The sequence below is a fragment of the Stenotrophomonas cyclobalanopsidis genome, assembly GCF_008710035.1.
GTDB lineage: Bacteria > Pseudomonadota > Gammaproteobacteria > Xanthomonadales > Xanthomonadaceae > Stenotrophomonas > Stenotrophomonas cyclobalanopsidis.
Genome location: NZ_VYKI01000021.1, coordinates 37029 through 59701, shown reverse-complemented (window position 1 = coordinate 59701; position 22673 = coordinate 37029). Strand labels below are relative to the sequence as shown.

16 protein-coding genes are annotated in these 22673 nt (G+C 67.7%); 5 read left to right on the top strand and 11 right to left on the bottom strand.

The genetic code is table 11. The features are described 5' to 3' along the window. Nucleotides 1-351 precede the first annotated feature (351 nt). The 3 genes from FJU31_RS14760 to hflK all read right to left on the bottom strand — a co-directional run bounded on the left by FJU31_RS14760 (nucleotide 352) and on the right by hflK (nucleotide 2599). Nucleotides 352-537, bottom strand: coding sequence for a DUF2065 domain-containing protein (locus FJU31_RS14760; protein WP_079222788.1), 186 nt, complete (start codon nucleotides 535-537; stop codon nucleotides 352-354). Between the two features lie 68 nt (nucleotides 538-605). Continuing rightward, nucleotides 606-1469 (bottom strand): protease modulator HflC, encoded by an 864-nt coding sequence (hflC, locus tag FJU31_RS14755; protein ID WP_150455415.1) that lies wholly within the window; start codon nucleotides 1467-1469, stop codon nucleotides 606-608. Then, nucleotides 1466-2599: an FtsH protease activity modulator HflK gene (gene hflK / locus FJU31_RS14750; RefSeq protein ID WP_150455414.1), complete on the bottom strand. Its 1134-nt coding sequence runs from the start codon at nucleotides 2597-2599 to the stop codon at nucleotides 1466-1468. The genes hflC and hflK overlap by 4 nt, the downstream gene beginning before the upstream one ends. Nucleotides 2600-2751: 152 nt before the next feature. Here hflK and FJU31_RS14745 point away from each other — a divergent pair, with 152 nt between their 5' ends. Then, a complete protein-coding gene (locus FJU31_RS14745; protein ID WP_150455413.1) occupies nucleotides 2752-3747 on the top strand; it encodes a YhdH/YhfP family quinone oxidoreductase in 996 nt (331 codons plus the stop codon). A gap of 88 nt (nucleotides 3748-3835) precedes the next feature. Continuing rightward, entirely contained in the window at nucleotides 3836-4207 is a 372-nt protein-coding gene (gene pilH, locus FJU31_RS14740; RefSeq protein ID WP_005410644.1) for a twitching motility response regulator PilH, read from the top strand. Between the two features lie 137 nt (nucleotides 4208-4344). Here pilH and FJU31_RS14735 read toward each other — a convergent pair whose 3' ends face one another. Further along, entirely contained in the window at nucleotides 4345-5238 is an 894-nt protein-coding gene (locus tag FJU31_RS14735) for a DnaJ C-terminal domain-containing protein (RefSeq protein ID WP_108769632.1), read from the bottom strand. A 226-nt stretch (nucleotides 5239-5464) separates the two neighbouring features. Here FJU31_RS14735 and FJU31_RS14730 point away from each other — a divergent pair, with 226 nt between their 5' ends. Together FJU31_RS14730 and FJU31_RS14725 are read left to right on the top strand one after the other, a co-directional pair. Continuing rightward, the gene (locus FJU31_RS14730; protein ID WP_150455412.1) at nucleotides 5465-5947 is read left to right on the top strand and encodes a peroxiredoxin; all 483 of its coding nucleotides are present in this window, start codon (nucleotides 5465-5467) and stop codon (nucleotides 5945-5947) included. Nucleotides 5948-5993: 46 nt separating this feature from the next. Then, nucleotides 5994-6566, top strand: coding sequence for a ferritin-like domain-containing protein (locus tag FJU31_RS14725; protein WP_150455411.1), 573 nt, complete (start codon nucleotides 5994-5996; stop codon nucleotides 6564-6566). A 45-nt stretch (nucleotides 6567-6611) separates the two neighbouring features. On the opposite strand, the gene pbpC is transcribed toward FJU31_RS14725, so the two are convergent. From pbpC to prpB, 6 genes are all read right to left on the bottom strand, one after another. After that, nucleotides 6612-8993, bottom strand: coding sequence for a penicillin-binding protein 1C (gene pbpC / locus FJU31_RS14720; protein WP_150455410.1), 2382 nt, complete (start codon nucleotides 8991-8993; stop codon nucleotides 6612-6614). A gap of 64 nt (nucleotides 8994-9057) precedes the next feature. Then, entirely contained in the window at nucleotides 9058-13965 is a 4908-nt protein-coding gene (locus tag FJU31_RS14715; protein ID WP_150455409.1) for an alpha-2-macroglobulin family protein, read from the bottom strand. A 231-nt stretch (nucleotides 13966-14196) separates the two neighbouring features. Beyond that, nucleotides 14197-15375, bottom strand: a complete 1179-nt coding sequence (gene prpF, locus FJU31_RS14710) for a 2-methylaconitate cis-trans isomerase PrpF (RefSeq protein WP_150455408.1) — start codon at nucleotides 15373-15375, stop codon at nucleotides 14197-14199. A gap of 51 nt (nucleotides 15376-15426) precedes the next feature. Further along, nucleotides 15427-18045, bottom strand: coding sequence for a Fe/S-dependent 2-methylisocitrate dehydratase AcnD (gene acnD, locus FJU31_RS14705; protein ID WP_150455407.1), 2619 nt, complete (start codon nucleotides 18043-18045; stop codon nucleotides 15427-15429). A gap of 97 nt (nucleotides 18046-18142) precedes the next feature. Continuing rightward, nucleotides 18143-19300: a bifunctional 2-methylcitrate synthase/citrate synthase gene (prpC, locus tag FJU31_RS14700; protein WP_108769642.1), complete on the bottom strand. Its 1158-nt coding sequence runs from the start codon at nucleotides 19298-19300 to the stop codon at nucleotides 18143-18145. 36 nt (nucleotides 19301-19336) lie between these two features. Next, the gene (prpB, locus tag FJU31_RS14695; protein WP_150455406.1) at nucleotides 19337-20230 is read right to left on the bottom strand and encodes a methylisocitrate lyase; all 894 of its coding nucleotides are present in this window, start codon (nucleotides 20228-20230) and stop codon (nucleotides 19337-19339) included. A gap of 153 nt (nucleotides 20231-20383) precedes the next feature. On the opposite strand from prpB, the gene prpR reads away from it, so the two are divergent. Beyond that, entirely contained in the window at nucleotides 20384-21967 is a 1584-nt protein-coding gene (prpR, locus tag FJU31_RS14690; protein WP_150455405.1) for a propionate catabolism operon regulatory protein PrpR, read from the top strand. A gap of 61 nt (nucleotides 21968-22028) precedes the next feature. Here the strand turns inward: prpR and FJU31_RS14685 are convergent, their stop codons facing one another. Further along, nucleotides 22029-22502 carry a DoxX family protein gene (locus FJU31_RS14685; RefSeq protein WP_150455404.1) on the bottom strand — a complete coding sequence of 158 codons (474 nt, stop codon included), beginning with the start codon at nucleotides 22500-22502 and terminating at the stop codon, nucleotides 22029-22031. Nucleotides 22503-22673: the final 171 nt, after the last annotated feature.

Here is a 22673-nt window from a genome sequence, read left to right as displayed (position 1 = left end):
GTGCGGGATGGGGATCGCTCGGCTCGTCTGTCGGCGCTATCCGCAGATCCATGCTTGTCGGTCCCTCCACCCTGGCTCCTACATACCTCGTAGGAGCCGGGAGGAACATACAAGCCCATGCTCGGCTGCCGTATCGCCGCTGCGCGGCGCCGCCCGAGCATAGGCTCGGGCGCTACATCCGGTCGCCCCTGTAGAGCCGAGCCCATGCTCGGCTGCTGTGCCGCCGCTGCGCGGCGCCGCCCGAGCATAGGCTCGGGCGCTACATCCGGTCGCCCCTGTAGAGCCGAGCCCATGCTCGGCTGCTGTGCCGCCGCTGCCCGAGCATAGGCTCGGGCGCTACAGGACCGGATTTCAATGCCGGGCCCACCACAGCAGGCTCAGGCCGGCCAGCAGCACCAGCCCGCCGAAGCTGCGCAGGGCCGGGCTGGGCAGGTCCAGCAGACGCTCGGCCATGCGCTTCCAGGCCAGCGGGGCGACGAACAGCAGCAGGCCTTCCAGCACGGCCACCAAGCAGACGGCCGCGAACAGATCTTTCATGGGGGGCACTCCGGAAAAAACACGGGGCCCGGCATCTGGCCGGGCCCCGTGGGATCTTGCCGAACGACTCAGCGGTCGTTCTTGAGGTACTGCAGGAACGGGTCGTTCTTGTCCAGGACGATCACGCCGTTGCCGTCGGTCATCGAGCCACGGTAGGCCTCCAGGCTGCGGTAGAACGCGTAGAACGACGGGTCGGCCGAGCCGGCCTTGCCGTAGATGCGGGCCGCATCGGCATCGCCTTCACCGCGCAGGCGCTGGGCATCGCGCTCGGCTTCGGCGATCAGCACGGTGCTGTCACGGTCGGCCTGGGCACGGATGGTCAGCGACTGCTCCTCGCCCTCGGCGCGCAGCTTGGCCGCTTCCTGCTTGCGCTGTGCACGCATGCGCTCGTACACGTCGTTGATCACCTGGCTGTCGGTGGGCAGGTCGACCTGCTTGATGCGCAGGTCGATCATCTGCATGCCCAGCCCGGACACCGCTTCGTTGATGTCTTTCAGCTGCGCGGCGATCAGTTCGCTGCGGTCGCCGGACACCAGCTGCTGCAGGGTGCGCGAGTTGATCTGGTTGCGCAGCGAATCGGTGATGATCGGCTGCAGGCGGGCATTGGCCACGCGCGGGTCACCACCGGTGGCACGGAAGTAGTCGCCCACGTTGGAGATGTAGCCCACGGCGAAGAAGTCGACGCTGACGTCCTTCTGCTCGGCGGTGAAGTAACGCGCGGGTGCCGTATCCAGCACCTGGAAGCGGCGGTCGAACACGCGCACGGTTTCCACCACCGGCACCTTGAAGTGCAGGCCCGGCTTGATGTCCGAACGCACCACCTTGCCCAGGTTCAGGACCATGGCGGTCTGGTCCTCGCGAACCACGTAGACCGAACCCAGCAGGGCCAGCAAGGCCGCCACGACGACGGCAATCCAGAGTGAACTTCTCATCGGCTGCCCTCCTCACGGCCGCTCGGACGCCCGGTCGGGCGGGCCACCGGCCGGCCCGGATCACGGGAAACTTCGGTTGCGGTACCCGGCAGCGACGGCATCACCACATCCGGATTCGGCACCGGGGCCGGGGCCGAGACGCCCGGACGGGTGTCGCCGGTCATCGGCACGTAGATCAGCTGGCGACCATCGCCACCAATCACCTTGCGGTTCTCGCTCAACACCTGCTGGACGGTTTCCAGCCACAGGCGCTTGCGGGTGACTTCCGGGGCGTCCTTGTACTGGGCCTGCAGCAGGCTGAAACGCTGCGCGTCACCCTCGGCCTTGGACACCACGGCCTGCTTGTAGCCTTCGGCGGTGGTACGGGCACGCGAGGCCTGGCCTCGGGCTTCCGGCACGACCTTGGCGGCGTAGGCCTGGGCTTCGTTGATCAGGCGTTCCTTGACCTGCTGGGCACCGTTGACCTCGTCGAACGCCGGCTTGACCTCCTCCGGCGGACGGGCGTCCTGCAGGGTCAGGCCGGTCACGGTCAGGCCGGTCCTGAACGCACCCAGCAGCGTCTGCAGACGCTCCTCGGCGGCCACGGCCAGCGGGCCACGATTGTTCAGCACCGAATTGAGGTCGGCACGGCCGACTTCCTCGCGCACCGCGCTCTGCGCGGACTGTTCCAGCACCTGGTCGGCATCGACGGTACCGAACAGGTACTGCTGCGGGTCATCGATGCGGTACTGCACGTTGAGCGAGACGTTGACGATGTTTTCGTCGCGGGTCAGCACCGGCACCTGGATCGAGAAAGTCTTGATCTCGGTGGCGTTGACCTTGGTGACCGATTCGATCGGCCACGGCAGCTTGAAGTTCGGGCCCGGGGTCAGGATCCGCGAGAACTGGCCGAAGCGCAGCACCACGCCACGCTGCTGTTCGCCGATCAGCTGGAAGCTGGAGAACAGCACCAGCAACACCACCGCCACCGCCACCCAACGCAGGATGCCGCCATCGAACAGGTCCTTCAGCGGCCCGGGCAGACCGCCCCAGCCACCCCCATTGCCACCGCCACGCGAGCCGAACGGCCCGCGTCGATTGTCCTCGGGGCCTTGTCCGCCCTTGTTGCCGCCGGGTGTATTCCAGGCCATGCACGCTCCATCAATATGTGGGCTGCGGCGCGGGCCCTTCCCGCGGCGCCAGCCGTGAATCTTCACCGATCATACAAGATGGGGCGGACTGGCAGGTTTGAAAGGGCCATGACCGGGTAAGGTGGCGTTTTCCTCGAAGTCAGGCAGCGCCGATGGCCCCCACCACCCCGTTCACCGCCTTCCGGATCGAAAACGACGATGCCGGCTACCGCAGCGGCCTGGTCCAGCTGGGCATGGACGACCTCAGCCCCGGCCAGGTACTGATCCGCGCCCACTGGTCCTCGGTCAACTACAAGGACGCCCTGGCCGGCACGGGCAAGGGCAGGATCCTGCGGCGCTTCCCGCTGGTCGGTGGCATCGATGTCGCCGGCACCGTGGTCGCCTCCAGCGACCCCGCCTGGCGCGAGGGCGATGCGGTGCTGGCCACCGGCTGCGGGCTCAGCGAGACCCGTGACGGCGGCTACAGCCAGTACGTGCGGCTGGAATCGCGCGCGGTCATCGCCCAGCCTGCCGGCCTGAGCCCGCGCGAAGCGATGGTGCTGGGCACGGCCGGCTTCACCGCCGCCCTCGCCCTGCTGCGCCTGCAGGACAACCGGTTGACCCCGGGGCACGGCCCGCTGGCGGTGACCGGCGCCACCGGCGGGGTCGGCGCGCTGGCCGTGGACATCTTCAGCCGTGCCGGTTACGACGTGCATGCGATCAGCGGCAAGCCGGAGCACGCCACCTTCCTGCACGACATCGGCGCCGCCGAGGTGCTGCCGCGCGAGGCACTGGCCGATACCGCGCCGCTGCAGTCGGCCCGCTTCGGCGGTGGCCTGGACAATGCCGGTGGATCGATGCTGGCCAGCCTGCTGGCGCAGACCGTGCCCTATGGCAGCGTGGTCAGTGCCGGCCTGGCCGCCAGTCCGAAACTGGAGATGACGGTGATGCCGTACATCCTGCGCGGCGTGTCACTGCTGGGCGTGTCCTCGGCCAGCGCGCCGCGCGACCTGCGCGAAGCGGTGTGGGCGCACCTGGGCGGCGCGTGGAAGCCGCAGCACCTGGACCGCATCTGCACGGCCGAAGTCGGCCTGGCAGACCTGCCGGGTGTGTTCGAACGGATGCTGGCCGGTGGTTCGCTGGGCCGCACGGTGGTGCGGATCGACTGAACGTCGCAGGCAGGCGACGGACGGCAGCGGCCGTGTTCCCACCCGCAATGTGCCCGCACTACACTGCGGGCATGACACGGGGAACAACATGGCACGCATTCTGATCGTCGACGACTCACCGTCGCAGCTGTTGGGGATACAGCGCATCGTCGAGAAACTCGGGCACCAGATCCTGACCGCCACCGATGGCGCGGCCGGGGTGGAAACAGCCAAGGCCGAACTGCCCGACCTGGTGCTGATGGACGTGGTGATGCCCAACCTCAACGGTTTCCAGGCCACCCGCACGCTCGCCCGCGACGAGGCGACCCGGCACATTCCGGTGATCCTGGTGACCACCAAGGACCAGGACACCGACCGCATGTGGGGCATGCGCCAGGGCGCCAAGGCCTACATCACCAAGCCGTTCTCGGAAGACGAACTGTCCGAGGTGCTGGAGCGCGTGTTCGCCGGCCAGGGCTGAGGCGAATTCTGTAGAGTCGAGCCATGCTCGACTGCTGTTGGTTACGGCAGTCGAGCATGGCTCGACTCTACATGTCAAAGCCGCCGGGCATGGCCCGGCGCTACCGTCACGCACGCCGCCGGCGCTCCTCCGGCCTGTCAGATGGTTTCGCCGAAGGCCTTTGCCAGGTTCCGGTACGCCTTCTTCTGTGCCTCGTCGGTCGCCGCCGGGGCCACGATCTCCAGCTCCACGATCTGGTCGCCATCCGGGTTGCCCGGCAGGCCGCGGCCGCGCAGGCGCAGCTTGCGGCCGGCATCGGAATCGGCCGGGATCTTCAGTTCCACCGCACCGCCCAGGGTCGGCACGCTGATGCTGGTGCCCAGCGCTGCCTGCCATGGGGTCACCGGCAGCGTGTAAAGGATGTTGCGGCCATCGACCTCGAACTGCGGGTGGGCGGCGTATTCCACTTCCAGCAGCAGGTTGCCGCCATGGGTGCCCTGCCCTGACAGGCGAATCACCTGGCCCGGGCGGATGCCCTTGGGCACGCGCACGTCCAGCTGCTTGCCGTTGACGGTGATGCGCAGGCTGTCGCCGCCGTAGGCCGCTTCCAGCGGCACCGACAGCTTGGCCCGGGTATCGCGGTTGGGCGCCTGGCCGTGGCTGCTGAAGCCCGGGCCGGGGCCCGCGCCCTGGCCGCCGCGCTGGCGCGCGAACAGGCTTTCGAAGAAGTCGCTGAAGCCGCCGCCGGCACCGCCGCCGCCGAACACTTCCTCGAAATTGAAGCCACCGGCACCGCCGTAGTTCGGCGGCACGTTGAATTCCTCGCCCGGGCGGTAGCCCTGCGCGCGCAGCTGGTCATAGGCCGCGCGCTTTTCCGGATCGCGCAGCGCCTCGTAGGCCTCGTTGATGGCCTTGAACTTGTCCTCGGCGCCGGCCTCCTTGCTCACATCCGGGTGGTACTTGCGCGCCAGCCGCCGGTAGGCGGTCTTGATCTCGGCCTCGCCCGCACTCGGTTCCACCCCCAGGGTGGCGTAGTAATCCTTGAATTCCATCCAGCTACCTCGTTCTGCTTCGGCCGCGCCGGTGGCGCCGCCCCAGGTTCATTCTACGCGCCGGCATGCTACGCCGCTGCCCGTGCGTCGCCGGTGACGCTGGCTGATCCAGCGCAATGCAGCTGCCGTGGCCATGCCCCAGGATGGGGTGGGCGCACCCGGTTTCCAGTGTCTTGACGCCGCCGTCCCATCTGCCCCACTAGCCTACTCGCAGCAAGGAGTTCCCATGACCATCCATGTCGGCGACCATCTCCCGGAAGTGACCCTCAAGCGTATCGGCGAGGGCATCGAAACGCTGGACACGCACGCGCTGTTCGAAGGACGCAAGGTGGTCCTGTTCGCCGTGCCCGGCGCCTTCACCCCGACCTGCTCCGCCCGCCATCTGCCCGGCTTCGTCGAGAAGTTCGCGGCCTTCCGCCAGCGTGGCATCGACGTGTATTGCATGGCGGTCAACGATCCGTTCGTGATGAAAGCCTGGGCCGCCGAGCAACACGTGCCCGAAGGCCTGCTGATGCTGTCCGACGGCAATGCCGAACTGACCCGTGCACTGGGCCTGGAGCTGGATGCCAGCGCCTCGGGCATGGGCATCCGTTCGCGTCGCTTCGCCCTGTACGTCGACGACGGTGTTGTCCGCGCCACATGGATCGAGGCGCCCGGCCAGTTCGAGGTGTCCTCGGCCGACCATGTGCTGGAACACCTCCCCGTTTGATTCCCTCCACGTTTGCCCCCCACAGATAAAAGGAAACCGGCCAGCCATGTCCAAAAAGCCAGCCAACCAGCCCCACCCCGCAAAGCCCAATGGCATCACCGATCGTGAAACCCTGCGTGAACGCGCGCGACGGAACATCGAGGATGGTGCCATCACCGAGAGCTACAGCGCGGACCGCGAAGAGGTCATCAAGCTGCTCAACGATGCCCTTGCCACTGAATACGTCTGCGTGCTGCGCTATTACCGCCATTACTACATGGCCAAGGGCATGCTGGCCGATGCGGTCAAGGCCGAGTTCCTGGAACACGCACATCAGGAGCAGGACCACGCCGGCAAGCTGGCCGAGCGCATCGTGCAGCTCGGCGGCGAACCGGACTTCAACCCGGACACGCTGACCGCGCGCTCGCATGCCGAGTACAAGGAAGGCAGCGACCTGCGCGACATGGTGCGCGAGAATCTGGTGGCCGAGCGCATCGCCATCGACAGCTACCGCGAAATGATCAACTTCATCGGCGACCGCGACACCACCACCAAGCGCATCCTGGAGGATATCCTGGCGCAGGAGGAGGAGCATGCCGACGAGTTTGCCGACCTGCTGGAAGGCTGGATCGGGGAATGATCGGGTAGGTGCGGTCGCACGGGTAGCGCCGGGCCATGCCCGGCGTCACCGGATGACCGTGAACCGCACCTGCGTCCACGCGCCATCGGTGGCTAACGCGGTCAACGTATGTGCGCCGGGATCGGCGAACTCGCGCTGCATCAGCTGCGCGCCCTCGGTGCGGGCGATCCAGCGGCCATCCAGCAGCCAGTCCACCGCCTGTTCACTGCCCAGCGCGCGCAGCTGCAGGCGCACGCCGTGCTCGGCGTTGGGTGCCCGCGCCAATGCCGCGCCATCATTCAGACCATCCACGTGCAGGGCCACGCTCGCCTCGCGGCCATCGTCGCGGCAATCGGCCGCCAGTGGCGGCAGCTGCGAGGCATCACGCGTGGCCTTGGGCAGCCACGGTGACAACAGCGCCGGCCAGCGCGCGATCTCGCGCTCGACTTCAGTGTGCGGCGCGCTGCAGTCGGCAGACAGCCGCTGGCCGGTACGCACATCGGCCATGTAACGCTGGCGGCCCGTCTGCCAGCGGCGGGCCTCGCGTTCGGGGAAGGTCGGCGGCACGCCACCATCCAGCAGCCAGGCCGGCATGCGCCGCTGGCACAACGCAGCCGGCAGCGATTCGGCCAGGCCGCCGGTGGGCCAGCACACATCGGCGCGGCTGACGCTGGCCGGCATCGGCGCGGGGGCGGCATCGCCGGGCTGGCGCGGCAGGCTGTCAACCACTTCGAACATCAGCGGCAATGCCGTGACCGCACCGTACTGGCCCGGCAGCGGCGTGCCATCGGGACGCCCCACCCACACGCCTACCGTGTAGTGCCGCGTGCTGCCGATCGCCCACGCGTCGCGGTAGCCATAGCTGGTGCCTGTCTTCCAGGCCACGCGCGGGCGGCCGCCGACGTCGAAAGTGCCCACGCCATAGCCCGGGCGCGGATTCGATTCGAGCATCTCACGCACGATCCAGCTGGCCCCAGGCGAAGCCAGGCGACGTTCGATCATCGGCTCTTCGTCGGTATAGCGCACCCGCCCGGCGATGCCGTTGCGGTTGAGCGCGGCGAAGGCGCCGACCAGATCCTCCAGCCGCGCGCCGGTGCCGCCAAGGATCAACGACAGGTTCGGCGAACTGCCCGGCGGGAAGCGCAACTGGATGCCCGCGTGCGAGAGACGCGCGGCGAAACGCGCCGAACCCACCCGCTGCAGCAGGTCCACCGCCGGCACGTTCAGCGACAGGCGCAGCGCGCTCGATGCACCGACCGGACCGTTGAAGGCCTCATCGAAATTGCCCGGCCGGTAGCTGCCGAAACTCTGCGGCGCATCCACCAGCAGGCTTTCCGAATGGATCAGGCCATCGTCCAGCGCCATTGCGTACAGGAAGGGCTTGAGCGTGGAGCCGGGCGAGCGCCAGGCCTGCACCATGTCGACATGGCCCAGGCGCTGGCGATCACCGAAGGCCAGCGTGCCGACATAGGCACGGGCGTGCAGGGTCTGGTTGTCGACCACCAGCAGTGCGGCCGAGGTGCGCTCGGGCAGCGTGGAGAAGTAGCTGGCCACACGCTCTTCCAGCGTGCGCTGCAGGTCCAGGTCGATGCTGCTCTGGATGCGCGCCTGGCCCGGATGTGCCGAATGCAGCCGCTGCGCCAGCAGTGCCGCATGCATCGGCGGGCGCAGCGAGCGCGCGACCACGTTCTCGATGCGCGCATCCTCCACCTCTTCCGGCGTCCACACGCCAAGCTCGGCCATGCGCGCCAGCACCTTGTCACGCGCCTTCTGCGCGGCTTCCGGGTGGCGGTCCGGGCGCAGCCGGCTCGGCGCCTGCGGCAGTACCGCCAGCAGCGCGGCTTCGGCATGCGACAGCTGGGTGGCCGGCTTGCCCAGGTAGGCCCAGCTCGCCGCTTCCACGCCCTCGATCGTGCCGCCGTAGGGCGCGCGTTCCAGATACAGCGCCAGGATCTGCGCCTTCGACAGGTGCACTTCCAGCTGCACCGCGCGCAGCATCTGCTTGAGCTTGCCCCACGGCGTGCGCGAATGCGGATCGAGGATGCGCGCGACCTGCATGGTGAGTGTCGAACCGCCCGACACGATGCGGCCGCCGCGCAGCAGCTGGCCGCTGGCACGCAGGATCGCCAGCGGGTTGATGCCGGGGTGTTGCCAGAACCAGCGGTCTTCGTAGGTCAGCAGCGCCTGCAGGTACAGCGGCGAGACGCTGTCGGCCGAGGCCGGGTAGCGCCACACGCCTTCGGCATCGGCGAAGGCGCGCAGCGGGCTGCCATCAGCGGCCACCACCAGGGTGCTGGTATCGCGCTGCTTCGGCAGCGGCGGCGGGAACGCGAAATCCAGGACCAGCAGCAGGACCAGCAGCGCCGCCGTGCCCCAGCGCAGCCAGGGCCACAGCGGCTGCAGCCGGCGGCGCAGGGCCGCCCGCCGGGTCGTCCCGTCGTTCTTCATTGCAGCGTGCCGGATTGCAGGTTACCGCTGGGACGGGCCGCGCCGTCGCGGCCCGTCCGCGCGGTCACGGCTGGACCACCGTGATCGTGGTCGGGTTGCTGCGGCCCACGCCACGCAGCTGCGGGCGGTACATGTCTTCCACCAGCGGCGGCGGCACCGAGTAGGTGCCCGGGGTCACCGCACGCACCAGGTAGAACACGTTGGCCTTGCCACCACGCGACAGCTTCAGCGCGGCCACGTAGCGGTCGTCGCGGAACTCCTCGTGCTTGGTGTCCGCGGCCGAGCTGCGGTCGCTGATGGTGATGCCATCGACCACCACGTCGGCCCACTGCTTGGCGTCGCCCAGGTTGAAGTTCTCGATCTCCAGGCCGGCCGGCAGCAGGTCGGTCAGCAACGCATCGGGCATCTGCGTATCGGCACTGATGGTGATGCGCACGATCAGCGCTTCGCCTTCCTTCAGCGGCCGCGGCGTCCACGGCTTGCCGTCGGTGCCGAAGTAGGTCCGTTCGACGCCCAGCACGCTGTTGTCCGGTGCCGGCGCGCTGCGCGGGATGCCGGCCACGTCAATGCTGGCGAACATCGGCGGCTGCCCCTGCGGGGTGAAGCGCACGCCGCTGGCCAGTTCGCTGCCGGTGAAATTGCGACCGAACAGCTTGCGCTCGCCAATGGCTTCGCTGTTGCCGCCGATCACCAGTTCACCGGCCACCAGTGCCTTCTGGTTGGCGGCCAAGGCCTTGCCGAGGCGGGCGATGGCCACCTGTTCCTGCGTGCTCAGCCACATCCAGCCGGCATTGCGGCGGGCATCGAGGCCACGGCCGAGATCGACCGCGCGTGCATCCCAGGCCGGCTTGGCCAGCTTGTTTTCCTGGGTCAGCGCGATCATCAGCGCGTCATCACGGATGGCGCTGCCGTAATCACCGAAGTACGACGGACGTTCGCTGCTGGACTTGGCGAAGCCGGCGGCAATCGCGGCCTGGCCACGCTTGGCGTCACCCTGCAGCGACAGCGCCACGCCCAGGTGGACCAGCGACAGGCCGCCAACCGCCTTGCCGCGCTCGTTGTCGTACAGCGTGCGCAGGGTGCCCAGCGGCGCGCGGTTGACGCGGGCCAGCACGTAGCCGGAATACGCCTGGTTGGCGAACTTCAGCTTCTCGCGGTCATCCTGGCCGTAGAACGGGTTGCCACCGGAGAGCAGGTCCTCGCTGAGGCGGTTGAGCGCCTTCTGCAGCACGTTGTCCGGCACGGCGAAGCCACCGTCCTTGGCATCGAGCAGGAACTCGGTGATGTACGGGGTCAGCCATGGGTTCACGTAGCCGTCGTCACCCCACATCGAGAAGTTGCCGTTGGCCACCTGCATCGACGCCAAGCGACCGAACGCACCTTCCATGCGCTCGCGGCGGGTCTTGGCATCCAGGCCATCGGTGCCGAGCATCGACGACGTCGCCTGGTCCAGGATCAGCGCGGCGTAGCCCTTGCTGGTGGTCTGTTCTGCACAGCCGTAGGGGTAGTTCAGCGCGCCCTGCAGGGCACTGGCGAACGGGATCGGCGGCAGCGGGCTGACCAGCAGGCGCGCGTTGACCGACTCGGCCATCAGGCCATCGGCGAGGCCGCCATCCAGACTGACCGCGGCCAGCGGATCCAGCGTGCGCACCTGCGAACGGATCACCTGCGGCCACGCCGCACGCACCGGCAGGTCGTAGCGGCGGTCGGCCTTGAAGCCGTTGCCGTCCACCCGCACCCGCACCTTGGCCACGCTGTTGCCCTCGCGGGCAGACAGCGGGAAGCTCAGCGTGGTCTTGGCATCGGCGTTCAGCTGCACGTTGCGGCTGCCCTCGCCCAGGCCCAGCGGGCCTTCGGTGTCCACCTGCACGTTGAACTGGCCCGGCTTGCCGGTGAAGTTCTGCACGTCCAGGGTGACGGTGCTGCGGTCGCCCGGGGCAAGCACGCGCGGCATGCTGGCCTCGGCCAGGATCGGCGCGCGCACGATGGTTTCCACATCACGCTTGCCGTATTGGTCATCGCTGTAGACCAGCGCCGACACGCGCAGGGTGCCGTTGAAGTCCGGCACCTTCAGGCGGATGCGCGCATTGCCCCTGGCGTCGAGCTGCACCGGGCCGGAGAACAGGTCCACGGTCTGCACGCGCGCGGTCGGCCGCTTGGCCTGCGGCAGGGCCTGCAGGGCCATGTCGCCGCCAAACTTCAGCTTGCCGCTGCTGCCGTCGAAGCTTTCGATCACCCGGCTGTAGATGTCGTAGGCATCGATGCCGAGGCGACGCTGGGCGAAGAAGTGCGCGCCGGCATCCGGCACCGGGAAGCGGGTGATGTTGAGGATGCCAACGTCCACCGCCGAGACGGTGACGTGCGCGGTCTTGCCGGCCAGCTGCGGTGCGCTCACCGTCACCGGCAGGTCCTGTTCCGGACGCATCTGCTTGGGCGCGACCAGGCCCACGGCCACGGTGCGGCCCTTGCGGTCCATCGGCACGTGCACCACGCCCACGGCGCGGGCCGGGGTGATCTTGCTGGGCGCGCTGCCGCCACGGAACACCAGCGCGGTGATGTAGACGTCGTGGCGCTCCCAGTCGGCGGTAACCGGGATCTTGTAGGTGGCACCCGGCTTTGCGTCGATCTCCTGCACGTACAGCATGCGGTCGGTCTCGACCATCAGCACGCCCTTGCCGGTGTGCGGCGGGGTCACCGTCACCTGCAGGGTATCGCCGGCCTTGTAGCCGGTCTTGTCCAGGCCTAGCTTGACCTTGTCCGGGCGTGCATCGAGGCCGCGGTTGTCATCGCCCCAGCTCCAGCCGGCGCGGAACGGGTAGCGGCTGGTCAGGCCGGTGCTCGGATCGAACACATCCACCCGGTACTCGCCCCACTCCACCGGGAAATCGAAGGCGACCGCGCTGCTGCCGGCATCGACTGTGCGGGTGTCCTTGTTCTCGAAGCGGCGGGTGAAATCGTAGTCCCAGCGGTTGTCGTTGAAGGTCCAGTGGTAGTCGCGCAGCTCGCGCACCAGGGTCACCTTCAGGCCCTTGGCGGGCTGCGGCTTGCCGGCGGCGTCGACGCGCATCAGTTCAAAGCGCGCATTGCCGTTGGCATCGGCGCCGTCGTCCGGGTTGAACAGCGGGCGCACGCCGACCAGTGCATTGGCCGGCCACATCACCCGCTTCAGGGTGCGGGTGACGGTGCGGCCACCGGTTTCATACAGGCTGCCCGACAGCACCACGGCAATCGGCGCCTTGGCCTTGGCCGCCTCTTCCGGCAGCGCCACGTCTTCGCGCAGCTGGCCGTTGGCCGGCAGCGTGGTGTCAACCACGTCCTTGGCTTCGCGCGGCAGCTGCAGGGTCGGGTCACCGAAGAAATAACCCGGCAGGCCTTCCACCGGCTGCTGTTCGGCGGCCACGGCCAGGCGCGCGGTGAAGCGGTTGCCGTCGGCCGGCGCGCCATACAGGTACGCACCATTGGCCTGCAGGCGCAGGTCCTCACCCGGCTTCAACGTCTTCTGCGCGCTGTCCAGGTCCAGCTTCATGCGCTCGGGCAGGAACTCCTCGATGCGCAGGGTCATGCCCTGGATCGCTTCCTTGCTGGCCGGGTCGGTACGGAATTCCACCTGCCAGCGCCCGGTCGGCGCCTCGGCGGGGATGGTCTGCTCGAAGTTGATGTAGCCCTGGTCGCCGGGCTGCAGGCGGGTCTCGCGGAACGTCTTGCCGTCGGGCTGCTTGAGGCGCAGGAACACCGGCTGGGCCTTGACGGGCTTGCCGTCGTTGTCGCGCAGCAGGGCCGACAGGCGCACGGTCTCGCCGGGGCGGTACAGGTCGCGACCGGACCAGGCGTAGACGTCGAACCAGGCATTGTCACGGCCGGCCACGGCGAATTCGCTCAGGTCCAGCGCTGGCTGGTTGAACGGCAGGAAGCTGGTGTCCTTGCCGCTGCTGGCCACCAGCACGTGGGTGGCGTCCAGGGTGTAGTTCAGCAGCGCGTTGCCGTTGCTGTCGGTGCTGCCCTTGAGCACCACCTCGCCCTTGGCGTCGAGCACGCGCAGGTCGACGTTCTTCATCGCCGAACCGTCCTTCAGCGCGGCGGTGTGGACGAACAGCTTGTCCTTGTAGGCACGGGTGTGCAGGCCGATGTCGCTGACCGAGAAGAACGCGGTATCGAACTCGCCTTCGTAGTCACCGGTCCGCTTGAGCAGGGCGAAGTACAGGCCCGGTTCCTGCAGCTCCTTGATGTCCTGGGTCGGCAGGTAGGTCAGCACGCGCTCGTTCTGCTTGCCACCCAGGATGAAGCGGTTGACGTAGACCGGCTCGGCCAGCTTGTTGATGGGGCTGCGCTCATAGTCGCTGCTCAGCTCCCAGCTGCCACGGCGGCCGCCGCGCTGGTACTGGCTGAAGAAGGTTGGCAGGTCCTTCTCTCGTACGCGCAGGAATTCGACGTCGACCTCCGGCACGTTCACCGACACCACCGGCAGGCCGCGGCTGTCCTTGGCCGGCAGCACGCTGCCCTGCGAGGCGAAACCGGCCACCGGCTTCAGCTCGCCGCTGAACACCTTCTGCTTCAGTTCCTTGCCCAGGCGGCTGCCGTCGGCGGCCAGCAGGTCTTCGGAGACGACCAGGCTGTATTCCTTGCCGGCTTCGACGAAGGGATAGCGCAGGGTCAGGCCGTCGTCGGACAGCGTCCAGCTGCTGTCGTCGGTGCCGACCTTCTGTTCAAAGCGCACCAGTTTGTCGAAGTCCTGGGTGCCGACCAGCGGGCGCGAGAACTCCAGCGCCAGCGACAGGCCCTCACTCTTCTGGTCCGGGTACGCGCGCAGCAGGGTGAAGTCCTTCACCTGCTCGGCCTTGGTGGCGATGGCTTCGCCGCTGGCCTTGGGCAGCTGCCCGCTGTCATTGCGACAACCGGCCAGGCCCAGCAACAGGCCTCCTGCCAGAACAGCCGCCGCCCACCCCCACCGCTTCCGCCGTGCCGGACCGCTCATGTCGTCACTCCTTGATCAAGGCGGCCATTATAGGCGCGGCGCGTCACAGTGTTGACGACCCGGCGGTCGGAAGTCGGGGCCGGCCCGCAACCCGGTAATCGCCAACCCTGGTTGGCGGCCCCCATGCCCACCAAGGTCAGCATCTACCAAAGCGGGAGCGGCCCGGAACCCGGTAGTCGCCAACCTTGGTTGGCGCTCCCATGCCAACCAAGGTTGGCATCTACCAGAGCATCACTCGACCGGTACGCGCACCTTGCCTTCCATCAGCACACGGGCGCTGCGGCTCATGATGGCCTTGGTCACCGTCCACTGGCCGTCAACGCGCCCGGCCTGGGCGCCGACGCGCAACGTGCCGGACGGATGGCCGAAGGTCACCGCCTCGCGCTCACCGCCACCGGCCGCGCGGTTGACCAGGGTGCCCGGAATGGCCGCGGCGGTGCCGATGGCGACGGCTGCCGTACCCATCATCGCGTGGTGCAGCTTGCCCATCGACAGCGCGCGCGCGTGCAGGTCGATGGCCGAGGCCGGAATGGCCTTGCCGCTGGAGGATACGTAATCCTGCGCCGGCGCCACGAACGCCACCTTCGGCGTGTGCTGGCGGGTGGCGGCGTCCTCCAGCTTCGAAATCAGCCCCATGCGCAGCGCGCCATGGGCGCGGATGGCCTCGAACTTCTGCAGCGCCGCCTTGTCTTCGTTGATCGCCGGCTGCAGCTCGGTGCCGGTGTAGCCCAGGTCGGCAGCGTTGAGGAAAATGGTCGGAATACCGGCGGTGATCATCGTCACCTCGAAGCTGCCCACGCCCGGCACGTCCAGCGTGTCCACCAGATTGCCGGTCGGGAACATCGCGCCCGCATCGCTGTCATCGGACGGATCGATGAATTCCAGCTGGATCTCGGCGGCCGGGAAGGTCACGCCATCCAGCTCGAAGTCACCGGTCTCCTGCACTTCGCCGTCGCGCATCGGCACGTGGGCGATGATGGTTTTGCCGATGTTGGCCTGCCAGATGCGCACAGTGCACAGGCCATCGCGCGGTACCCGGGCCGGATCGACCAGGCCGTTGGCAATGGCAAACGGGCCGACCGCGGTACTGAGGTTGCCGCAGTTGCCGCTCCAGTCGACGAAGGCGGTGTCGATCGACACTTGGCCATACAGATAATCCACGTCGTGGTCGGGCACCGAGGCGGTGGAGATGATCACGCACTTGCTGGTGCTGGACGTGGCGCCGCCCATGCCGTCGGTCTGCTTGCCATACGGGTCGGGCGAACCGATCACGCGCATCAGCAGCGCATCGCGCTCGGCGCCCGGCACCTGTGCAGCGTGGGGAAGATCCTGCAGGCGGAAGAACACGCCCTTGCTGGTGCCACCGCGCATGTAGGTGGCGGGAATACGGAGTTGCGGGAGGAAGGTCATGGATGTGTTCCTTGCAAAGAAAGACGGCCCGTTGCCGGGCCGTCAGATGTCTTACGCCACCTTGGCGCCTTCCAGGAAATCCTGGGCGAAGCGCTGCAGCACGCCGCCTGCCTCATAGATCGCCACTTCCTCGTCGCTGTCCAGGCGGCAGGTGACCGGCACGATCACGCGCTGGCCGTCGCGGCGGTGGATGACCAGGGTCAACTCGGCACGCGGGGTGCGTTCGCCGACCACGTCGAAGGTCTCGGTGCCATCGATGCCCAGGGTCAGGCGGGTGGTGCCCGGCTTGAACTCCAGCGGCAGTACGCCCATGCCGATCAGGTTGGTGCGATGTATGCGCTCGAAGCCCTCTGCCACGATCGCTTCCACGCCGGCCAGGCGCACGCCCTTGGCGGCCCAGTCGCGCGAGCTGCCCTGGCCGTAGTCGGCGCCGGCGATGATGATCAGCGGCTGCTTGCGGTCCATGTAGGTTTCGATCGCCTCCCACATGCGCATCACTTTGCCTTCCGGCTCCACGCGCGCCAGCGAGCCCTGCTTCACGCTGCCGTCGTCGTTGCGCACCATCTCGTTGAACAGCTTCGGATTGGCGAACGTGGCGCGCTGCGCGGTCAGGTGGTCGCCGCGGTGGGTGGCGTAGGAATTGAAGTCTTCTTCCGGCAGGCCCATCTTCGCCAGGTATTCGCCGGCGGCGCTGGAGGCCATGATCGCGTTGGACGGTGACAGGTGGTCGGTGGTGATGTTGTCCGGCAGCACCGCCAGCGCGCGCATGCCGGACAGCGTGCGCTCACCGGCCAGAGCGCCTTCCCAATACGGCGGACGACGGATGTAGGTGCTCTGCGGGCGCCAGTCATACAGCGGGCTGACCGGCGCACCGTGCTCCACGCGCACGTTGAACATCGGGTTGTACACCTTGCGGAACTGCTCGGGCTTCACCGAAGCCTTCACCACCGCGTCGATCTCGGCATCGCTCGGCCAGATGTCCTTCAGGCGCACCTCGTTGCCGTCAGCATCCACGCCGAGCACGTCCTTCTCGATATCGAAGCGCACGGTGCCGGCGATGGCATAGGCGATGACCAGCGGCGGCGAGGCCAGGAAGGCCTGCTTGGCATACGGATGGATGCGGCCATCGAAGTTGCGGTTGCCCGACAGCACGGCCGTGGCGTACAGGTCACGGTCGATGATTTCCTGCTGGATCTTCGGGTCCAGCGCGCCGCTCATGCCATTGCAGGTGGTGCAGGCGAAGGCGACGATGCCGAAGCCGAGCTGCTCCAGGTCCGGCAGCAGGCCGGATTCTTCCAGGTACAGCTGCACGGCCTTGGAGCCCGGCGCCAGCGAGGACTTCACCCACGGCTTGCGCTGCAGGCCACGCGCGTTGGCGTTGCGCGCCAGCAGTGCGGCGGCGATCACGTTGCGCGGGTTGGAGGTGTTGGTGCAGCTGGTGATGGCGGCGATGATCACCGCGCCATCGGGCATCAGGCCCTGCGCCTGCTCGGCCTTGCCCGCTTCCAGCTTGGCTTCGTCGGCGATGCCGCGCTCGGCCAGCTCGGCGGTGGCCACGCGCTTGTGCGGGTTGGACGGGCCGGCCATGTTGCGTACCACGCTGGACAGGTCGAAGCGCAGCACGCGCTCGTACTGTGCGGTGGCCAGGTCATCGGCCCACAGGCCGGTGGTGCGTGCGTAGTTCTCCACCAGCGCCACCTGCGATTCCTCGCGGCCGGTCAGGCGCAGGTAATCGATGGTCTGCGCATCGATGTAGAACATCGCGGCGGTGGCACCGTATTCGGGGCACATGTTGGAAATGGTGGCGCGGTCACCGATGGTCAGCGCCGCTGCACCCTCGCCGAAGAATTCAAGCCACGCGCCGACCACGCGTTCCTTGCGCAGGAACTCGGTCAGCGCCAGCACCACGTCGGTGGCGGTGATGCCCGGCTGCGGGCGACCACTCAGTTCGACACCCACGGTGTCGGGCAGGCGCATCCACGAGGCGCGGCCCAGCATCACGTTCTCCGCTTCCAGGCCGCCCACACCAATCGCGATTACGCCCAGGGCATCCACGTGCGGGGTGTGGCTGTCGGTACCCACGCAGGTATCGGGGAAGGCCACGCCGTCCTGCACGTAGACCACCGGCGACATCTTCTCCAGGTTGATCTGGTGCATGATGCCGTTGCCCGGCGGGATGACGTCGACGTTCTCGAACGCCAGCTTGGTCCAGTCGATGAAGTGGAAACGGTCTTCGTTGCGGCGATCTTCGATCGCGCGGTTCTTCTCGAACGCCTGCGGGTCGAAACCACCGCACTCCACCGCCAGCGAGTGGTCCACGATCAGCTGCACCGGCACCACCGGGTTGACCTTGGCCGGGTCGCCGCCCTTGTCGGCGATCGCATCACGCAGGCCGGCCAGATCCACCAGCGCGGTCTGGCCGAGGATGTCATGGCAGACCACGCGTGCCGGGAACCAGGGAAAATCCAGATCGCGGCGGCGCTCGATCAACTGCGCCAGCGAGTCACTGAGCGTAGCCGGATCGCAGCGGCGCACCAGGTTCTCGGCCAGCACGCGCGAGGTGTACGGCAGCGTGGCGTAGGCGCCGGGCTGGAGCGCGTCGACGGCGGCGCGCGCATCGAAATAGTCCAGCGTGCTGCCGGGGAGGTTCTTGCGGTAATCGGTATTCATGGGCTGGCGGAGTACTTGGGGCGGGCCGGGTGCCGACGAAGCGGCAACGAAGGCATCCGGCCGGCGCGCGGCCGGCCGGATGGGTACAGCAGGTGGATCAGGCGCGCTTGTCGATGGCAACGAACTCGCGATCTTCCGGGCCGGTGTAGTTGGCGCTCGGGCGGATGATCTTGCCGTCGATGCGCTGCTCGACGATGTGCGCGCTCCAGCCGGCGGTGCGGGCGATCACGAACAGGGGGGTGAACATCGCGGTCGGCACGCCCATCATGTGGTAGCTGACGGCGCTGAACCAGTCCAGGTTCGGGAACATCTTCTTGATGTCCCACATCACCGTTTCCAGGCGCTCGGCGATGTCGTACATCTTCATGCTGGACTGTTCTTCGGACAGCTCGCGGGCCACGTCCTTGATCACCTTGTTGCGCGGATCGGACACGGTGTAGACCGGGTGGCCGAAACCGATCACCACTTCCTTGCGCTCGACGCGGGCCTTGATGTCTTCCTCGGCTTCATCGGGGTTGTCGTAGCGCTTCTGCACTTCGAACGCCACTTCGTTGGCGCCGCCGTGCTTGGGGCCGCGCAGCGCGCCGATGCCACCGCAGATCGCGCTGTACATGTCGCTGCCGGTGCCGGCGATGACGCGGCAGGCGAAGGTCGAGGCGTTGAACTCGTGCTCGGCGTACAGGATCAGCGAGGTGTGCATCGCCTTCACCCACGAATCCTGCGGCTTGTCGCCGTGCAGCAGGTGCAGGAAGTGGCCACCGATGGAGTCGTCGTCGGTTTCCACGTCGATGGCGCGGCCGTTGTGGCTCCAGTGGTACCAGTACAGCAGCATCGAGCCGAGGCAGGCCATCAGCTTGTCGGCGATGTCACGCGCGCCCGGATGGTTGTGGTCATCCTTTTCCGGCGCCACGCAACCGAGCACCGACACGCCGGTGCGCATCACGTCCATCGGGTGCGCCGACGGCGGCAGTTCTTCCAGCGCGGCCTTCACCGCGGCCGGAATGCCGCGCAGCGACTTCAGCTTGGCCTTGTACGAAACCAGTTCGGCGCGGGTCGGCAGCTTGCCGTGCACCAGCAGGTAGGCGATTTCCTCGAACTCGCTGGTGTTGGCCAGGTCCAGGATGTCGTAGCCGCGGTAATGCAGGTCGTTGCCGCTGCGGCCGACGCTGCACAGCGCGGTGTTGCCGGCAGCGGTGCCGGACAGGGCGACGGACTTCTTCGGCTTGAAGGTCGGGTTTGCGGTCGTATCGTTCATGTTTTCCCTCCGAAAACTGATGGTGCAGGGTACTGCTTATTTCTTGGCGGCGAACAGGGCGTCGAGCTGCTGTTCGAAGGCGTGGTAGCCGATGCGGTCATACAGTTCTTCACGCGTCTGCATGGCGTCCACCACGCTGCGCTGGTGGCCGTCGCGGCGCACCGACTGGTAGACGTTCTCGGCCGCCTTGTTGGCGGCGCGGAAGGCCGACAGCGGGAACAGCTGGATGGCCACGCCGGCCGAAGCCAGTTCGTCGCGGCTGAACAGCGGGGTCGCACCGAATTCAGTGATGTTGGCCAGCACCGGCACCTTCACCGCATCGACGAAGCGGCGGTAGGTGTCCAGGTCGTAGGCGGCCTCGGCGAAGATGCCGTCGGCACCGGCCTCGACGCAGGCGATGGCGCGCTCGATGGCCTTGTCCACGCCGTCCACCTGGATGGCGTCGGTGCGGGCGATCAGGAAGAAGTCCGGATCGGTCCTGGCGTCCGCTGCAGCCTTCACGCGGTCGACCATTTCACCCTGCGAGACGATCTCCTTGCCCGGGCGGTGACCGCAGCGCTTGGCGCCGACCTGGTCCTCGATGTGGCAGGCGGCGGCGCCTGCCTTGATCAGCGACTTCACGGTGCGGGCGATGTTGAACGCACTCGGGCCGAAGCCGGTATCGATGTCGACCATCAGCGGCAGGTCGCAGACATCGGTGATGCGGCGCACGTCGATCAGCACGTCTTCCAGGGTGTTGATGCCCAGGTCCGGCAGGCCCAGCGAACCCGCAGCGACACCGCCGCCGGACAGGTAGATGGCGCGGAAGCCGGCGCGCTTGGCCAGCAGGGCGTGGTTGGCGTTGATCGCGCCGATCACCTGCAGCGGCGATTCGGCAGCCAACGCCTCACGGAAGCGGGCACCGGCGGAAGAAGGAGTGGAAGCGGTCATGCGGCAATCCAGATTGGGAACGGGATAGGAAGCGCAAACACCATGCCAAGCTGCAAGCGGTTGATTTCAAAGGCATGACCATCCTGCAACAGTGAAACATATGAAACATTGAAACGGATGTATCATGAAACATTGTTACCCAATGCCGCCGCCATGTACCTGCCCCGCTCGCCCCTGCCCCACGCCGATGCCGACCCCGGCCGCCCGGTCATATGGACCGTGAGCGTCTCGCGCCTGACCGGCCTGCTCGGCGATGTCATTCCCGAGTTCGACCGCCGCGCACGCATCGAGCAGATCAACCTGGGCTTCGAGGAGGCGGTGGATGTGATCGGCCAGCGCCTGCGCCGGGAGCACTGCGACGTGGTGATCGCCGGCGGCTCCAATGCTGCGTGGCTGCGCGGGCGGCTTGAGCTGCCACTGGTGCCGATCCAGGCCAACGGCTTCGACCTGATGGAAGCCCTGGCCCGCGCCCGCCGCATCGCCCCGCGCATCGGCCTGGTCACCCACGCCAGCGACGTACCGGTGTTCAGCAACTTCCAGCAGAGTTTCGGCCTGGACATCGAGCACCGCCGCTTCGTTACCCGCGAAGATGCACGCGACTGCATCGCCGACCTGCGCGCCAACGGCATCGAGGTGATCGTCGGCACCGGCATGGCCATCGACCATGCCGAACAGATGGGCCTGCCGGGCGTGCTGCTGTACTCGGCCGATTCGGTACGGCACGCGTTTGAACACGCGCTGGAACTGACCCAGGCGCTGGCCCGCTCTGGTGGCAGCCGGCCGGCCGCACGCCGGCGTCCCGCCCCGCGCAGTGATGCGCATGCCCTGCTCGGCGACAGCGAGGCGATGGCGCAGGTACGTGCACAGATCGCGCTGTATGCACCGCATGACAGCACCGTGCTGGTCACCGGCGAAACCGGCACCGGCAAGGAGCTGGTGGCGCGCCAGCTGCATGCGGCCAGTGGTCGTCGCGGTCGCTTCGTGGCGCTGAACTGCGGTGCGATCAGCGAATCGCTGCTGGAAGCGGAGCTGTTCGGCTACAGCGATGGCGCCTTCACCGGCGCACGGCGCGGTGGTCGCGTCGGCCTGGTCGAGGCCGCCGACGGCGGCACCCTGTTCCTCGATGAGATCGGCGAACTGCCGTTGCCTCTGCAGACCCGCCTGCTGCGGGTGCTGGAGGAACGCGAAGTGCTGCGCGTGGGTGCCACCGAACCGACGCCGGTGGACCTGCGCGTGGTTGCCGCGACACTGCAATCACTGGAACAGCGCGCCGCCGCCGGAAGTTTCCGCCGCGACCTGTATTACCGCCTGGCAGCGCTGCGCATCGCCCTGCCCGCACTGCGTGCGCGGCGTACGGACATCGCGCTGCTGGCCCGGCACTTCTTCCGCCAGCTGCGCGGCATCGACGCGCCGCTGGATGACGAGGCACTGGCGGTACTGACCGCTGCCGAATGGCCCGGCAATGTGCGCGAACTGCGCAATCTGGTGGATCGCCTGCGCATCCACTGGCAGCCAGGCGAAGGGCTGATCGATGCCGCGCGCCTGCTGCAGCTGGCGCCGGAGCTGGTGAACGAAGGTGCCGCCGCGCTGCCGCTGGAAAGCAACGGCAAGCGCCCGCCACGCGTGCAGCTGGAAGCACTGCTGCAGGAGTACCGGAATGACCGCGAGGGCATGGCGCAGGCGCTGGGCGTGTCACGCACCACGCTGTGGCGCTGGCTGCGCGCCGAAGGCCTCTAGAGTCGAGCCATGCTCGACTGCTTTACGCCCCGGAACAAACGCAGTCGAGCATGGCTCGACTCTACAGATTGCGCGAGCGCGCCCAGCGCGCCTCAATGGCGAACCGACCACTGCCCACTGTCGCAGTCCACAGCAACAGCACACCCAATGGCACTTCGCTGAGGTAGAAAAACCAGCTCAGCCAGTCCGGCACGCTCAGCCCTGCCGGAATGCGTGCAATGCCATCGGTCAGCGCCGCCACTGCACAGATCGCCGCCAGCAGCAGGGCCGAGGGGCGGCTCAACAGGCCCACTACCAGCAGACCACCCGCGATCCACTCGATCGCCCCAAGCACCGGCGCACTGAGCACAGGGAACGGGATACCCGCATCGACCAGCGTATGCACCATCCGCTCGCGTCCCGCACCGGTGAACACCTTGTTCCAGCCGGACACACAGAACATCACCCCGGCGACGATGCGGGCGAGCAGCAACAGGACGGCTTCCACGCCGCGACGCGGGGGAGGCACGGCGAACAGGCAGCGCCAGGAGGGCATGGAAACTCCGGAAATCGAGGGCATCCGTCTGAGTGTGCCGGTTGCGGGCCTGCTCGCAGATGAAGCGAACCGGTCCATTTGCGACAACCCGCTCCTGTAGAGTCGAGGGGGGGGGGGGGGGGGGGGGGGCCGAGGCACAACAGCAGGGGAAAACCCGCGCGACAAAAAGGC

Bases quoted from the DNA above. Each gene is read 5' to 3' on its own strand.
- FJU31_RS14760 (WP_079222788.1), bottom strand. From the start codon at position 537: ATGAAAGATCTGTTCGCGGCCGTCTGCTTGGTGGCCGTGCTGGAAGGC.
- hflC (WP_150455415.1), bottom strand. From the start codon at position 1,469: ATGAGAAGTTCACTCTGGATTGCCGTCGTCGTGGCGGCCTTGCTGGCC.
- hflK (WP_150455414.1), bottom strand. From the start codon at position 2,599: ATGGCCTGGAATACACCCGGCGGCAACAAGGGCGGACAAGGCCCCGAG.
- FJU31_RS14745 (WP_150455413.1), top strand. From the start codon at position 2,752: ATGGCCCCCACCACCCCGTTCACCGCCTTCCGGATCGAAAACGACGAT.
- pilH (WP_005410644.1), top strand. From the start codon at position 3,836: ATGGCACGCATTCTGATCGTCGACGACTCACCGTCGCAGCTGTTGGGG.
- FJU31_RS14735 (WP_108769632.1), bottom strand. From the start codon at position 5,238: ATGGAATTCAAGGATTACTACGCCACCCTGGGGGTGGAACCGAGTGCG.
- FJU31_RS14730 (WP_150455412.1), top strand. From the start codon at position 5,465: ATGACCATCCATGTCGGCGACCATCTCCCGGAAGTGACCCTCAAGCGT.
- FJU31_RS14725 (WP_150455411.1), top strand. From the start codon at position 5,994: ATGTCCAAAAAGCCAGCCAACCAGCCCCACCCCGCAAAGCCCAATGGC.
- pbpC (WP_150455410.1), bottom strand. From the start codon at position 8,993: ATGAAGAACGACGGGACGACCCGGCGGGCGGCCCTGCGCCGCCGGCTG.
- FJU31_RS14715 (WP_150455409.1), bottom strand. From the start codon at position 13,965: ATGAGCGGTCCGGCACGGCGGAAGCGGTGGGGGTGGGCGGCGGCTGTT.
- prpF (WP_150455408.1), bottom strand. From the start codon at position 15,375: ATGACCTTCCTCCCGCAACTCCGTATTCCCGCCACCTACATGCGCGGT.
- acnD (WP_150455407.1), bottom strand. From the start codon at position 18,045: ATGAATACCGATTACCGCAAGAACCTCCCCGGCAGCACGCTGGACTAT.
- prpC (WP_108769642.1), bottom strand. From the start codon at position 19,300: ATGAACGATACGACCGCAAACCCGACCTTCAAGCCGAAGAAGTCCGTC.
- prpB (WP_150455406.1), bottom strand. From the start codon at position 20,230: ATGACCGCTTCCACTCCTTCTTCCGCCGGTGCCCGCTTCCGTGAGGCG.
- prpR (WP_150455405.1), top strand. From the start codon at position 20,384: ATGTACCTGCCCCGCTCGCCCCTGCCCCACGCCGATGCCGACCCCGGC.
- FJU31_RS14685 (WP_150455404.1), bottom strand. From the start codon at position 22,502: ATGCCCTCCTGGCGCTGCCTGTTCGCCGTGCCTCCCCCGCGTCGCGGC.